This is a genomic window from Schaalia odontolytica (assembly GCF_002847525.1).
Classification (GTDB): domain Bacteria; phylum Actinomycetota; class Actinomycetes; order Actinomycetales; family Actinomycetaceae; genus Pauljensenia; species Pauljensenia odontolytica_B.
In genome coordinates, this window is sequence record NZ_PKKM01000002.1 from 195,103 (window position 1) to 210,135 (window position 15,033).

7 protein-coding genes are annotated in these 15,033 nt (G+C 67.6%); all 7 read right to left on the reverse strand.

From position 1 onward, the window contains the following. Nucleotides 1-52: 52 nt before the first annotated feature. A complete protein-coding gene (locus CYJ22_RS01985) occupies nt 53-1,381 on the reverse strand; it encodes an FHA domain-containing protein (protein ID WP_101600688.1) in 1,329 nt (442 codons plus the stop codon). Then, nucleotides 1,381-2,253, reverse strand: coding sequence for a PP2C family protein-serine/threonine phosphatase (locus tag CYJ22_RS01990; protein ID WP_101600690.1), 873 nt, complete (start codon nt 2,251-2,253; stop codon nt 1,381-1,383). The genes CYJ22_RS01985 and CYJ22_RS01990 overlap by 1 nt, the downstream gene beginning before the upstream one ends. 136 nt (nt 2,254-2,389) lie before the next feature. Continuing rightward, the gene (locus CYJ22_RS01995) at nt 2,390-3,904 is read right to left on the reverse strand and encodes a serine/threonine-protein kinase (RefSeq protein ID WP_034496332.1); all 1,515 of its coding nucleotides are present in this window, start codon (nt 3,902-3,904) and stop codon (nt 2,390-2,392) included. A 17-nt stretch (nt 3,905-3,921) separates the two neighbouring features. Next, complete coding sequence (locus CYJ22_RS02000; RefSeq protein WP_207760494.1) at nt 3,922-6,603, reverse strand: transglutaminase-like domain-containing protein; 2,682 nt, start codon at nt 6,601-6,603, stop codon at nt 3,922-3,924. Then, nucleotides 6,600-7,796, reverse strand: coding sequence for a DUF58 domain-containing protein (locus tag CYJ22_RS02005; protein WP_007588191.1), 1,197 nt, complete (start codon nt 7,794-7,796; stop codon nt 6,600-6,602). Before CYJ22_RS02005 ends, CYJ22_RS02000 begins: the two co-directional genes overlap by 4 nt. Before the next feature lie 50 nt (nt 7,797-7,846). Next, entirely contained in the window at nt 7,847-8,812 is a 966-nt protein-coding gene (locus CYJ22_RS02010; RefSeq protein WP_101600692.1) for an AAA family ATPase, read from the reverse strand. Between the two features lie 33 nt (nt 8,813-8,845). Next, the gene (locus CYJ22_RS02015; RefSeq protein ID WP_101600694.1) at nt 8,846-14,959 is read right to left on the reverse strand and encodes an Ig-like domain-containing protein; all 6,114 of its coding nucleotides are present in this window, start codon (nt 14,957-14,959) and stop codon (nt 8,846-8,848) included. Nucleotides 14,960-15,033 lie beyond the last annotated feature (74 nt).

A 15,033-nucleotide genomic window follows, 5' to 3' on the forward strand; every position in this document is an offset into this window, starting at 1 on the left:
ATGCAGGTGGGGCAGGCCCGAAGGCCCGCCCCACCTGCGTCAATCAGCCGTGTCAGCGCACGCGGAACTCGATCGTGGTTCCCTCGCCCACGTCGATGAGGTCGCCGTCGTTCAGGGCAATCGTCACCATGGGGGTGACGTCCTGGAACGAGCCGTCGGCGTGACGCAGGACGGTGCCGTTCGCACTGCCCAGGTCCATGAGGGCCCAAGAGCCGGGGGTCGTCATCATGACGGCGCAGTGCGAGCGAGAAATCTCGGTCTGCGGGCTGGGCACGCGCAGGACCGTAGCCACGGGACGGCCGGTCAGCGCACGCGCGTCGGGGTCACGGCCGATGACGACGTCACGGGAGACCTCGACGGGCACGGTACCACCGTGGATCAGGAAGGCGACGGGGGCAGCGGGGCCCGAGTTCGCGGGGGCGAGACGCAGGATGGTCGCCTCCGTGTCGGTCTCGGCGCCCAGGTCAGCCAGGCCCTCGGCGCTCATGGCCTCGGGAATGGCGGGAGGCTCAGCGACGGGAGCCTCAGCGACAACCTCGGACGAGGCCGGGGTGCCGGACTCGCCGAAACCGCCCGCACGCTCGGCGGACTCAGCGGTGTCGACCGGCGGCTCCTCGGCGTCGGCGACGACGTAGAGCTCACCGGAGGGCTGCTCGGCATCCTTCACAGGCGCCTCTTCGTGCGGCTCTTCCTCGACCTGCTCGTCCGAGGCCTCGGGAGCCTCATGCGCCTCGTCGGTGTCGGGGTTGCGCGACGCGGGGGCCAGCGACACGGGGCCGTTGCTGGTCGCGGCGAGGAACTGGGCCTCGACGGCGGCCAGATCCACGGAGGCAGTGTGCACGGACGGTTCCGGCAGCTCCTCGCGGGCCTCGCGACGGGCGCGACGCTCATGGTCCGGGATGTCGGGGTTGATGAGGAAGCCCATGGTGTCGACGGGCATCGAGGCGAGGGCCTCGACCTCGTCGAGCGCGCGGCCGATGCGAATCTCGCCAGCCTCAACACGGTCGGCGGCGGGCACCATCCAGGTCACCTCGTCGCCGTCGATGATGGTGGCCTCGAAGGTCTGCCACTCGCCGGGGTTGAAGGGCCACGCCCAGATCGGGTCGGTCCACACCTGTTCGGTGATCTGACCGGCGGCGCGCATGCGCAGCTGAATGTTGCCCAGCACGGTCAGGTAGGGCTGCTCGCCCGCACAGTCCAGCAGCAGGACGTCACCCTTTTCGGCCTGGACGTGGGCCAGCCACGCCTGGGTGTCAGCGCGTCCCCACACCACGTCGGCGGCGGAGTCCGCGAAGTCGAGCGGAACCAGTGCCGCACCGAGGGGGCCCGTGACGAGCATCGCGCCCTGCCCGCGACACAGGAAGCGTCCAATCTGAAGCATCAGTTACTGCCTTCTCTACGAGGAACCCGGCGAGCGGTCTCAATCGACGCCGGACGTACTGGTTGAATCATCCGATTCATGACATTCGTTGTCAATGTTACTCGTGATTTGGTTCCTGCGTAAACTACAACAGCGGTCGTATTGTCTCGAGTACCCGCCTCCAGCGACGCTCGCACGAGTCTGTCAGCAGTGCCCTGCGGACCGTCACCGGCCGCAACAACCGCATGAATCTGCGAATCGCTGAGGACGCCGTGCACACCATCTGTACAGATGACGGCCCGATCCCCCTCTTCCAGCGGCATGATTGTGTAGTCGGCTTTCACACTTCCGGTCTGGCCGGCCCCCAGCGCCTTTGTCACAACATTTGCGGGAGGGATCACACGCGGAGCGCCGGAGGTGGCCGCAAGGTCACGTGCCTCCTGCAGTGCCGAATGGTCGTGAGTGAGTTGTCGGATGCCTCCGCCGCCCACGACATAGGCGCGCGAATCACCCACGTTAAATGACAGCCAGTAGGGCCCTTCCGTGGTGCGCAGCACCATGAGCCCCGACAGCGTCGTACCGGGCGCGCTCATCGGATTGTCGGCTGGCGCCAAGGAAGCGACCGCCGTGGCCGCCGCGTCGATCGCCACAGACAGGTCCACGAGGTCGACAGGACGATTGCCGAGGCGCTGAGGGCTCAGATACTCCTGCAGCGTAATGACAGCCTTCGACGAGGCCTGCGCACCCCCCAGGTGACCGCCCATCCCGTCTGCGACAGCGAAGACAGGAGGAACCGCCAGCCACGAGTCCTCATTCTCGGAGCGGACCGGACCGATGTCGGTCGACGCGCCCCATCGAACTGCGGGTCGTTCCGCATGTTCTTCTAGAGACATGTGCCTTCATCCTTTAGCTGCGTTGAGCGCGAGGGACTACGCGCGATACTGACCATTTTACACCCGACGTGACCGGCGTCTCGTCTGACACCGACGGACTGCGGGCAAGAAAAGCGAACCGATTGAATGATGTGTGTCACGGGACCTCCACGCAGGCCTGCACCGGGTCCGACATGCGTCCGGACGAACGAGACACCGTCGTGATCTCGATACAGTTCTCACCGCTCGCACCGTCGACGGTTACGCTCGCCGTCTCCACGCGACCGCGCGAAGCACCGGCTGCACCAGACCCCTCATAGGCGTACAAGATGTCCGCGGGAGCGGGTCCCACAGGCGCCGTCCACGTCCAGGTCACCATTCCGTCGGAGTACTCCCCGACCAGACCAGACACCTTCGGGGGAGCAGCGCCCAACGCATCGCCCGGAGCCGCGGAGGGGCTCGTCGCCTGAGGCGCGGGAGAGATTCGCGTGAACGACCCCTGGCCGCGGAGCATCCCCACCACGAGGCCGGCCGCGATCACCGCAGCCAGCAGCGCCAGGAGCACACCCGCCACAGGCGACATGCCCTTCTTGGCCGCCGCGGATCCTTCGACGACGCGGCGAGCCGAAACCTCGTCCGCGTCCGCGGAACGCTCGATCTTCCACGAGTCCGCCACGGCCTCGACACCGCCGGAGCCGGCCCCACCCTCGAAGGAGTACGAGGCCGAGGAGCGCAGGCGCGTCGCATCTGGGTCGATCAGCGGGGCGCCGCGCAGACGCGTCTTCTGATCACCAGAGACGGGAGCGACAGCCTTGGATCGCTTCTCCTTGATCTCCATCTCGGTGCGCGGCAGGCCGAGCTCCTGCTGAACGCGCTGCAGACCCTGGCCGAACTCCATCGCAGAGGGCGTGCGCTCGTTCGGATCAATCGTCATCGCGGCGCGCAGCACGCGCTCCAGCTCCGCCGGAGCATCCGCACGGCCCAGGCCACGCATGCGTCCGCGCTGCACGCGGTTCGCGATGGAGGCGGCCGAGTTATCGCCGATCGGATCCTCGAAGGGGCTGCGCCCCGTCACGAAAGTCCACGTCGTCGCCGCCAGCGCCCACACGTCCTGCAGGGGCGAGGCCGGAGAATTCACGTCCTGCTGCTCCGGAGGCGCCCACAGCACCGAAAAACCATCGAAGGCACCGACTTCCAGCTGCCCAACTTTCGAGGCCACGCCGAAGTCCGCGAGCACAGGCTTGCCGTAGGAATCCAGCATGATGTTCGACGGCTTAATGTCGCGGTGCACGTAGCCCTGGCGATGGAACATCTCCACGCCGCCACTGATCTTGATCATGGTATCGAGGGCCTTCTCGAGTGACATCGGGCGCGCACGCACCTGCGTGAGCAGATCCGCCACCGGACAATACTCCATGATCAGGTAGGCGCGACCGTCCGCCGTCGTCCCCACTCCGTGCAACTCAACGACCGAGGGGTGGCCTGCCAGCAGGGTCATCGCATCAGCTTCGCGGTGCAGTTCCTTCGTGCCGCGCTCGTCGCCCTGCGTGCGCACGACCTTGATGGCCACCTCACGACTGGGCAGCTCCTGACGGTACAGGAAGACGTCAGCGAAGCCACCCTGTCCCAACGGGCGCACCCACTGGAAGCCGGGAATATCAGGGCCCTTCATGCCCGCAATCGGAGGGGTCACTGATTCTCCTCCTCGTTCATCGTGCGCGCGATTGACGCACTCAGGCGCAGCTTGCGGCGCATGCGCAGGCTGCGCAGGGACAGCGCGCGACGAACGCGCGCAAAGAATCCGGCACGCTTGCCCACCTGGGAGCGCAGGGCACCCACCTGCTCCCATGCATCACGCGCACGGTCGCGGGAGGCGCCGTTAGACGCGAAGTTTGCGACGTCCGCGTAGCGGGCGATCACGACCGGGGCGGGCACGTCGTCACCGAAGCGGCTCCAGCCGTCGATCACGTAGCGCCCCTGACCGGACTCGGGCTCGTCCACCTCGACGGAATCCGTCGATCCGTCATCACCGTGACGAACCTCGCCCGTCACCAGCGTGAAGGGGTCGCCCGGGTCTTCACCGAGATCCCACTGTGAGGCCAGCGACCAGGCGGTCTCCTGACGCGTGCGTCCCACATCAATACGCAGGCCGGAGTCCGCGGCGAGATCCACGACCTCGTCCCAGGAGCCGACAAGCGCATCCGCGGCGGCAGCGCGGCGACGACGCCTCCGGCGACCCGCCTTGAAGAGCAGGACCATCAGCGGTGGCAGCAGCAGGAGAAGGATGCCACCCGAAATACCGGCAACGACTCCCCACGGGAAAGGCTCCTCCGGGGGCGCCATCGGATCAGCGTTCTGGTCGCGCGTCGTCGGCGGCAGCTCGGCGGGAGCCTCCGGGGGCTCCGGCGGCTGCAGCACCTGCGGACGCGGCACGCTACGAGGCTTGGGGACCTGCGTCTGCGGCGTGTGGTCGCGCGGCGGCGTCGGGTCGAAGACCGCCCAGTTGCCACCCGCGAACTCGACCTCGACCCACGCGCGAATATCGGAACCGCGCAGGCTCGCGGCACCGCCCTGGGAGCCACCCTCCGGGTAGGCGCCCATGACCACGCGGGCGTTGATACCCAGCTGATGCAGCATGAGCGCCATCAGCGCCGAATACTGCTGGTCGTCACCGATGAGGTCGCCGTCCTCGGAGAGCATGCGCTCAAGACGGTCGGCCCGCACGCCCGGGCGGGAGAACTGCGTGTTCTCGTTGAGGTAGAAGCCGTTCGTCGACAGGTAGTGCTCGATCGCGCGCGCGGCCGCCAACACGGTCGACGCGTTCTGCGTGATCTCAGCGGCCTTCGTGGCTACAGCGTCGGGCACGTTGGTATCGGACATGTTGAAAGGCATGACCGCGAGGGAAGCCAGGTCCTCGTCGCGCACGGGGGCCGTGAAGGTGGTCGTCACGTTGTAGCTCATCGTCCCAGCGGGGCCGGTCGTCAGCGCGGCGTTCGCCCACGTGTCGACAAACAGGCCATCCTTCTGGGCGGTGGCGGCGCTGCCCGTGAAGGTAATCTGCGAGGGCTCACCCAGCACGGGCACCCACGGCCCGGACATCCCTCTGGTCTCCACCGTCACGACGGACTGCCCCTCGACACGGCCGGGGATCGTCGTTTCGACCGGGATATACCCCGTGTGCGTATCGTCGCGCTTGTTCGACATGCCGAAGGTCGTGCCGTCGTACACGTCCATCGCGGCGATACGCACGCGCTGATTCTCCGGCAAGTCGGAGATGGTCATGAGAGTCTCGTCCTTCAGGTCCGTCGTGTAATGGCGGAACGAGGACATCGGAGAGGGGTAGGCCTGGATGTCGAGCGGCGGCTGGACCAGGTCGCGTCCCACGACGCGCGTGCCGGACTTGCCCAAGTAGGAGGCGGCGGGCAGAGCGACGCCCACGGAGACCGCGAGCACCGCAAGCGCGCCCACGAGGCGGGTCCACACGTAGACGGTCGAGCGAGACTCGCGTCCGACGGTGTTGTCCGTGCCGGGGGCGCTCGATCGGCCCACGAGGACATCCTGGCCCAGGGTGATGCGCTGATACTGCGCGGCACCCGCCCACCAGGCGGCCAGGAGCGCCCACCAGATCAGGACCACCCACAGGGGCAGCGGGTTTTTCGCAAGGCCGAAGAAGACCGCGATGACGCCCATGAGGACGAGGGGGATGGAGCCCAGGACCGCACGGCCAAATCGCGCGGTGACGACACCGGCGAGGAAAGCGAGGAGCAGGCCGCTCATCCACGGCACGAGGGCGGGGCCGGAGTAGACCGACACGGGCGCCGTCAGCGTGAGGAGGTCCTTCCAGGCGCGGAAGGAACCCAAGACCATGACCTGCAGCGTCTTGCCGGTGGGCAGGACGCCGAAGAGCGCCTCGGAGCGCAGCGCTGCGGCGCTTCCCAGCAGGAAGTAGGTGGCAAGAACGCCGAGCGCACTCGTCACCGCGTCCCAGCGCCAGCGCGTCGCGGCGGCGGCCAAGGCCAGGCCGCAGGCGACGCCTGCACCGGCGGCGATGGCGCCCACTCCCCCACCGAACACGGGCTCGAAGGCCCAGACGGGTCCTGCGAAAAGCAGCGCGAGAACCAGGAGGGACCAGATCGGCAGCCGGGTACGGTAGGTCGAAAAGCGCTGCGTAATCGTCAGCAGACGGTTGCGCGTCGTCTTGGACTTAGGGCCCTCGGAGGCGGGTGACGGCCGTGTGCTCGGGCCGGCCTCGCGAATCTCGGTCGCGTCCGTGCTCTCACTGACCTCGCGTACCTGCGTCGAGGCCTCCTCGGGCTGAGCCTGGGGATCAATGCGCTGGGCGCGCGGCTTGGTGTTGACGGTGTCGCTCATGCCAGCCCCCCGGCAACAATGATGCGCGGCAGGTCGTCCAGCGTGGAACAGTCAAGCAGGATACCTCGGCCCAGGTCGCGGCGAGCTCGCTTGCCCTCGGCACCGATACGGATGATGGACACGGGCACATCAATGGGTGCCAGGCGGGCCAGGTGCGCCGCCTCGCTGTCACTCACCTGCGGGCCGACAATGAGCGTGAGCGCGGAGACGCCGGGGCGCTGCGCCACGGCCTCGCGAACGCGCAGGGGAAGATCCCCAAAGGAGCGCGACGAGACCTCGGACAGCGCGTCGAGCATCCGCATCGCGTGACCGGAGGGGAGCCAGGACTCCGTCGTCGTCAGCGACACGGGACGCGACTCGCGCAGGTTCGCCAGGCCCAGCGATCCCGCGACCGATACCGCGGTCTCGAAGGAGTCGTGATCCCAGGCGTCGCGGGACGTGTCCAGGACGATGACGTGGTGGGAGCGGTGCGTCTCCTCGTACTGGCGCACGATGAGCTTGCCGAGGCGCGCGGTGGACTGCCAGTGCACGGCGCGTCGGTCATCGCCCGGCTCGTAGTCGCGCAGGGCATGGAAGGACACGTCGGAGCTGGACAGCTTGCCGGTGGACACGCCCTCGACGTCCAGCTGGAAGCCTGTCGCGTCGAAAGGCACGCGCACGGTGCGCGGATGCACGTGCAGGACGACAGGCTCGTCCCACATACGCACGCGACGCAGCAGGCCCAGCGCATCCGAGCGCACGGCTCGCGCGGGCCCGATGTTGATGAGTCCGCGGTGACGCGAAGAGATCAGGAACATCTCGTCCCAGGTCTCGTGCGCACCCAGCGGCGGCACGACGAATTCACCGGTCCCCGAGCCGATCGGCAGCTCGATGATGCCCGAACGCACCGAGCGTGAGCGCTCGTTGCGCACCGAAATCTCGCCGACGGCCGTTTGGCCTGCGACGATGCGCTCGTTCGGCACGCGGATCGACACGAGGTGCGGGGGACGCCAGGCGACGCGCAGCGCCGCGATCAACAGCGCGACGGCACCCGCGAGCGCGCAGGCGAGGGCCTCGACCCATTCGAGCGTGACCGCGATTGCCAGGCCCGCAATGATGAAGATGATGACCGCCCAGCCGATCGGCGTAACCGCCGAGGCGAGGGCTTTCAGGGGATGCGAAGGACCGGCCTTCGCCCTGCGGGGCGAGACCATCGTGGGGGTGTCCGTACGCGTCCCTGTCATCGTTGTGTCCGGATGGATCCTTACGCGCCGACCGCGGGAGCGGGCACGGAGGTCAGGGCACGCTGGATGACGCCCTCGGCGGTCGCGCCGGAGAACGCGGCGTCGGGGTCGACGATAACGCGGTGGGCCCACACGGGCACGGCCAGGGCCTTGATGTCGTCGGGCAGGACGAAGTTACGTCCCTGCGCGGCCGCCCACACGCGGGCGCAGCGCACCATACCGATGGCGCCACGGGTGGACACACCCAGCAGCGAGGACTCGTCCTCACGGGTGGCTTCCGCCAGCGCGGCCACGTAGTCGAGGACAGCGCGGTCCGTGTGGTTCGCCGAGGCCAGGGAGGCCCAGGCCACGATGTCCTGACCGCTGACGATGGGGCGCAGGTTCTTCGAACGGTCCGGGGAGGCGGAGCCGTCGAGGACGTCGATCATGGCGCTACGCGAGGGGTAGCCGATAGAGGTCTTCATGAGGAATCGGTCCAGCTGGGCCTCGGGCAGCGGGTAGGTGCCGGCCTGCTCGACGGGGTTCTGGGTCGCGATTACCATGAAGGGCTGGGGGGCGGGGCGGCGCACGCCGTCGACCGTCACCTGGGCCTCTTCCATGACCTCCAGAAGCGCGGACTGGGTCTTGGGCGAGGCACGGTTGATCTCGTCGGCCAGGACGATCTCCGCGAAGACGGGGCCGGCGTGGAAGACCCACTCGCCCGTCTTCTGGTTGAACATGTTCACGCCGGTGATGTCCGAGGGCAGCAGGTCCGGGGTGAACTGGATGCGCGAGTGCGTGCCGTCGATGACGGCACTGATGGCGCGCGCCAGGGCGGTCTTACCGGTGCCGGGAGCGTCCTCGAGCAGGAGGTGGCCGCCGGCGAACATCGTCGTCAGAGCGAGTCGCACGGCCTGGCGCTTGTCCAGGACCGCCACGGACACGCCGTCGACGAGGCCCTTGAAGACCTGGGCGAACCTGGTTGCATCCTCAATGGAAAGGGTCATGTTTCTACCTTTTGTTGTGTGGCGGGGGGTGGTCTATTCGGCGCGACAGGCGGTGACGGGGTGCTTGGCCAGGAGCTCTGCCGCCGTCGTGGCCTCGGTCAGGATACCCGTAACTTGGGGGTTATCCCGCGAGAAGCGGAACTCGGTGATGGTCGCGGGGCGTCCGGTCTTGACGCTGCACACGATGGTGACATCGGATTGGAACTTCTGGGCGTTCACGGCGTGCAGCGTCATCGAGCCGCACTCCTGCCCGTTTCCGCAGGCCATCTTCCCTTCGAAGGTCGCGTCAATGCTGGTGGGTTGTTCGGCGGTCCTGAACGTGGTCCTCACCTCGCGATGCTGCCCCTTAGTACCGGTGACCTGGACGACTAGCGTGAGGTCACGGCCGGGCGGGAGGTCACCGGCCCACCAATCGGTGAGCGGACCAACCACGGTCTGCTTGGTCGTTCCTTCCAATTCCGCGATCCAGATCTCGGTCTTGGCGATCGTCACGCCGCTAGGAGTATTCAATTTTGCACTCACCGACGTGCCACTGACGCTGGTCTGAACCACGAAGGTCGGGATCTGATCCCCGGCGTCACCGCCGCCGCCGTCGCGCTGGCCGTTGCCGACGACGCCGGAGGCGGCCGTGGTGGGACCCCACACGAAGGAGCCATCATCCTTCTTACCGCGCTGGCAGAAGTAGTAGGTCATCGTGGCTCCGGCCGTAAGAGTACCGATATTGAAGTCCTCCATACCCACTTCGTTCGCACTCGCGTTACACCCATTGGGGTCATGCGTGTAGAACAGGGTCAGGTCGGCGGCCTTGAAGCCGTTGCCTTCCTTCACCCTCGCGCCATAGACGCTCAGCTTGCCCCACTCATTGTTGATGGGCGTGCGCACGTTGGGCGCATCGGGAGCAACCGGGATCGTCTTGGGAGGAGCGAGGTCCTCGTGGACGAGCGCCGGAATGACGTAGCCCGGGGAGGTCGCCGTGTCGCCGTTCTTGTTGCTGACGGTCACGTAGGCGGTGAGGGCCGTGCCGTAGGGGACCGTCATCTGGGTACTGGTCTGGCCCCCCGGGACCTTCTTCGTCATGCCGTTGACCGACACGACCGTCTCGCCCCATTCGGCGCTGCCGGAACTACCCAGGGACCAGGTGATGGTGAGCAGAGCTCCGTTGCCATCGCGCTGCTGGATCGTGTTGCCGTTCGTGATAGTCGGCTGATCGGGGCCGACGCGCGGAGCCGTCGGGATCGCCTGAGCGCCGGACGATGCCGGGGAGTCACCCCTGGCGTTGCGCGCGACGACCGTCACCGTGTAGTTCTCGCCGTTGCGCAGGCCCGAGATGGTGCACGACGTGTCACCACCGGTCGTGCTGCAGCTGGCGGCCGGGCCGTTAGCGGTCGACGCGGTGACCGTGTAGCCGGTGATCGGCGAACCGTTCTCGGCGGGCGCGGTCCACGACACGTCGATCGTGGTGTTTCCGGCCGTCACCGTGGGCTTAGCAGGCTGACTCGGCGCCCCGGAGATGCTCACCGAGCTGGATGCGGAATGCGCGGACTCACCGATGGCGTTCACAGCGGTCACGGTGTAGGTGTAGGAGCGTCCCACGGTCAGTCCACTCACGACACACACGGTGGACGAACAGTCGGCGACCTTCGTGCCGGTGGCGTCGTAGAGGCGGTAACCGGTGATCTGAGAGCCGTTCGAGGCCGGCGCGCTGAACGTCACCCGCGCCGCGTTGGTCCCCACGGCCTCGGCCTGGACGTTCGTCGGCGCATCCGGCTTGCCCGTCACGGTCACCGTGATCGTGCCCTGCACGACGCGCGAAGGATCGCCGAGCTTGTCGTTGACCTGGTAGCCCACGGAGATCGTGCCCGCAGAGCGCGGGGTCACCATGACCGACGTCCCAGAGGATGCGATGTCCGCGTCACCGAGGGAGACTGCGGCTCCGACAAGAGAGATCGGCGTGTCCGGGAAGGGGTTGGTGGCGCGCGAGGCAACGTCGACGATGACGGTCTCCCCGACCTTCGCATTCACGGAGTAGGGGGGCACCTGGATGCGTGGCTTCGTCGTCGTCACGATCTCGACGGGGATCGAGGCGTTAACGGTGTTGCCCTGCTCGTCGGTGACACTCACGGCGATGGAACCGGCGGATCCAGCGGTCGCCTCCTCGGGGGCGGAAACCGTCAGGACGGTGCCGTCGAGGCTTGCGCTCACGGAGCTGGGAGCGGATCCCATCGCGTAGGTGAAGGTCGAGGCATCAGTACCCTCGGGGTCACGCACGGCGAGCGCGAGGTTCTGGGTGACGGCACTGCCGCCGGCCTCGACGCGGATCGCGGTCGGGGCGAAGGTGGGCGGCTGGTTCGTCGTGGCCTTGATGCGCACGGGCAGCGACAGCGAGGCACTCAGCGTGCCCGCGTCGTCGGCGTCGCCGTCCGCGACCTGAATGAGGAACGCGGAGTTGCCGCCGAACGTGGCGGTCGCAGTCAGGGTCAGCTGCGTCGACGAGTCGGCCACGACGGAGTCCAGGCCGGTCTGGATGACCGGGGACGTTCCATCGACGAGGCGGGGGCTGCGGCCCGCTCGGGTCACGACGTAGTCCGACAGGTTAATCGTGCGCGAGGTGCCCGCGTCCATCTCGATGGGCAGGCCTGCGGCGCTGAGGAAGGGCGCGGTGGTGTCGCGTCCGGGCACGTTCACGACGGCAGAGTTGGTCTGACCGTCGCGGTCGGTGATCGTGTACACGACGAGGCGCAGGGTGTCGGTGACCGGGATCAGCAGGTCGGATCCATCCACGGAGACGCCCGATTCTGCGGTCGTCACGGACAGCTCGTCGATACTGCCGTCGGGGTCCTCGTCGTTCTCCAGGACCTTGACGCGCACGGCGGAGCCGTCGGTGGGCAGGTCTTCGTAGGCGACGTAGTCGTCGCGTGCGATCGGAGCCTTCAGGGGCGCGTCATCCTGCACGAACACCGTCACGGTGCCACGTGCGGAGCCGCCGCGGCCGTCGCTCACCGTGTAGGAAACCAGGTAGGTTCCAGCCTGCGAGGGCGTGCGGATCTGCAGCGTCGAGGAGGAACGGACCTGCGGGTCGAGCTCGGGAGTGGCCGTCTCGAGGCCGTTTTCCTCCAGGGTGAGGGAGTCACCGTCGGGATCAACGTCGTTGGACAGGACGTTCACGGTCACCATGCGGTCCGGTCGCGTAAGAACGGTGTCAGGCACGGCCACCGGGTTCTGGTTGAGAGAGGGGGCCGCGGAGATCGCGACTCGCACGCGAGCGGAGGCCCGTCCACCCTGGCGGTCGACGACCGTGTAGGTGAAGGAGTCTGTGCCGGAGGCATTCTGGTTCGGCGTGTATTCGATCCAGGTCGCCTTCGCGGTGGCGCTGCCCTTCTGCGGCGAGGAGTCGAGGCCCGTGAGGTTCACGGAGTCGCCGTCGGGATCAATGCCGTCGAGGGTGACCGGGATGCGCGTCGTCTGGCCTGCGGCAGCCCATGCGCTGATGTCGCGGGGGCGCGGAGGCTGGTTCTGATCGGAAGCGGCGAGCACCTCGAAGGTGACCGTACTCGACGCGCGGTTGCCCGCGGAGTCGATGACCGAGTAGGTGACGTCCATGATGCCGGGGGTCGCCCCGGCCTCGAGGCGCACCTGGTTTCCGGTCACGAAGGGGGTGCCGAGGGCGCCCGTCGGGTCGTACCCGAGCGTCGGCTCGACCTGCAGGTTCAGGCCGGCGGGGGAACGGTCGTTCGACAGGACCGACACGGTGCCCACGTCGCCGACGCGCACCTTGGCGCGGTCGGGCTTGAGCACGGGCGGCAGGTCGGAGCGATCGGCAGCGCCGGGAATCACCATGACGTCCGCGGTGGCCTCGCCTTGGCCGTTGGAGACCGTGTAGGAGAAGGTCGCGGTGCGGTCGAGGCCGGAAGGGGCGGTCACGCGCAGCAGGTGACGATCAATGAGAGCGACCTCGAGGCCGGGAGCGTTCTCAGCGTTGACCGATGTGATGGACAGCAGGCCGCCCGCGGGGTCGTAGTCGTTACCGAGCGGAGCCACCAGGACGGAGCCGCCCTGAGGCAGCACGGCCGTGTCGTTCTCGGCGACCGGGGGCAGCGTGGACGCGGCCACGACCTCGACGCGGATGATGCCCAGCGTCGTCGCGATGCCGTCGGAGACGGTGTAGGCGAAGGAGTAGGAACCCGCCGCGGTCGCGCGGAAGTCAATCGTGCCACGGTCCAGGTCCGGCGAGATCGTCGCGCCCGCCGGGGCACCCGAGACGGCGGCGAGGCTCAGCGGATCGCCGTTGGGGTCGGTGTCATTCTTGAGGGGATCAAGGGTGACGGTCTCGCCGGGGTGTGCCTGGAAGAGGTCGCCATTCGCCGAAGGAGGCAGGTTTCCGGCCTCCTGGACGGTCACGATGAGCTCGCCACGCGTCTCCGCGCCCTGGTCGTCCGCAACCGTCAGGACAACGGTCTTCGGGCCGGGCGCACTTCCTTCATCGGTGAGCGTCAGGGAACCGTCCTCACTGAAGGACGCACCCAGCCCCTCCGGGGCCTCCGCGTTCTTCAGGTAGATCGGGTCGCCGTCGGGGTCGCGCCAGTCGCTCAGCGCCTGGTACTGGATCTGCGCACCCGCGCCGATCTTGACGGTCGATGCGCGCACCTGAGTCGGTGCCGCATTCTGGCTATAGGGGTGAATCGTCACCTGCACGCGGGCAGCCGCTGATGCCTGGCCGTCAGAGGCCTCGTAGGAGAAGGACGTCGAGCCGGTCTGGGTGTCCTCGACCCCGGTGATCTGCAGGGCACGACCGCTGCGCGCCACGGTGATCGACCCCCAGTCGGGAGCGCTGGTCGGGGACGCCGTCAGGACGTCTCCGTCCAGGTCGGAGTCGTTATCAAGGACGGGAAGGATCGTCGAACGCCCGGGGCGGATACCGAATTCATCATCCACGGCCTCGGGCGGAGTGTTTTCCTCGCGCTGCTGCGGGTCGGCAACCTCGTTCGTGAGTTCGGGGCTGTCCTCTTCTTCCTCGGTTTCCTCGAGCTCGTTCTCGACCTCGTCCCAGTTGTCCATAAGGACCATGTTCGAGTCGGGCAGCCACACGCTGCCCTGCGCAACATCGTTGAGAACGATGGCCTTGCGATTGGTGCGGAAGACGATCTCGCGCGCGCTCGTGAGGGTGTCGACGACCATCTGCCTGTTGGCGGAGGGGTCGTCGCACGCGCGCATGTAGGCGCCCGACACGCTCCACGCGCCGTACGCGCAGCCTTCGTGGCGAACCGGGGCGGCGGGGGTACCGCTGACGCCACCCTCGGTGGAGGGAGTGATCGTCGGAGCGCCGCCCGCCAGCGGAATCGACACGAGGGCCGAGGGCGTGGCTAGCAGGACGGAGTCCGCCTTGGGGCCAGCCTGCTGGAGGATGCCGCCTTCCTCGACACCGGCCGCGCTCAGGTTGAGCTGCTTGTTGCCCGGGAGGAAGAGGGTGTTGGATTGCGAGTCCAGGGCGACAACCTGGTCGCCGACGACGGTCACACTCAGGCGGGCGTCGGCGGGGATCCCCTCGATCTGGCCGGTCGATGTCTGGTCGACCGTTCCCTGGTGCGTCACGGTGGTCAGCGTGCCCGATGCGGACAGGGAGTAAACGGAACCGTCGAGGCCGGTCACAAAGGCGCTCGCCCCCATGTTCGAGGCGAGGGCTGCTCCCTCAGAGAGGCTCGCGGGGCTGGGGGCGGTGGCCGAGGTGGTCCACAGCGTGCCGTCGGCAGCATTAAGGACACCGAGGACGTCACCGCCCTGCATCGCGCTCGAACCAGCGGGCAGGGCCGTTGGAGAGCCGAGGGACACCTGGGTCACGTTGACGGGGGCAACGGTCAGAGAGGTGAGGTCGGAGACGGTGACGGTCTCTCCCGCCTGGCCGACGTCGAAGTTCGTGGCCTCGGTGCGCAGGGCGCCGTCGAGGATGCGGGCCTCGTAGTCGAGGTGGCCGACCATCTGCTTGGACTTGTTGGTCACCCAGATGCCGCCGTCGTTGACGTTGACCTGGGTCACCTCGGCGCCCTTGTAGATGACACCCGCGATGCAGAGCGCAACAACGAGCAGCACGAGGATGAACGCCGGCAGACGGCGCCTCGCACTGATCCGATTGTGTCGCGTTTTCGCGGACATATGGCCTCTCTCGATCGGTGAGCAGTACCCCAGAAATAGTGTGACACGACTACACCGCATACTAATAGTTAACG

Coding starts and splice junctions, on each gene's coding strand:
- CYJ22_RS02010 (WP_101600692.1), bottom strand. CDS start 8,812: ATGACCCTTTCCATTGAGGATGCAACCAGGTTCGCCCAGGTCTTCAAG.
- CYJ22_RS02015 (WP_101600694.1), bottom strand. CDS start 14,959: ATGTCCGCGAAAACGCGACACAATCGGATCAGTGCGAGGCGCCGTCTG.
- CYJ22_RS02005 (WP_007588191.1), bottom strand. CDS start 7,796: ATGGTCTCGCCCCGCAGGGCGAAGGCCGGTCCTTCGCATCCCCTGAAA.
- CYJ22_RS01990 (WP_101600690.1), bottom strand. CDS start 2,253: ATGTCTCTAGAAGAACATGCGGAACGACCCGCAGTTCGATGGGGCGCG.
- CYJ22_RS01985 (WP_101600688.1), bottom strand. CDS start 1,381: ATGCTTCAGATTGGACGCTTCCTGTGTCGCGGGCAGGGCGCGATGCTC.
- CYJ22_RS02000 (WP_207760494.1), bottom strand. CDS start 6,603: ATGAGCGACACCGTCAACACCAAGCCGCGCGCCCAGCGCATTGATCCC.
- CYJ22_RS01995 (WP_034496332.1), bottom strand. CDS start 3,904: ATGAAGGGCCCTGATATTCCCGGCTTCCAGTGGGTGCGCCCGTTGGGA.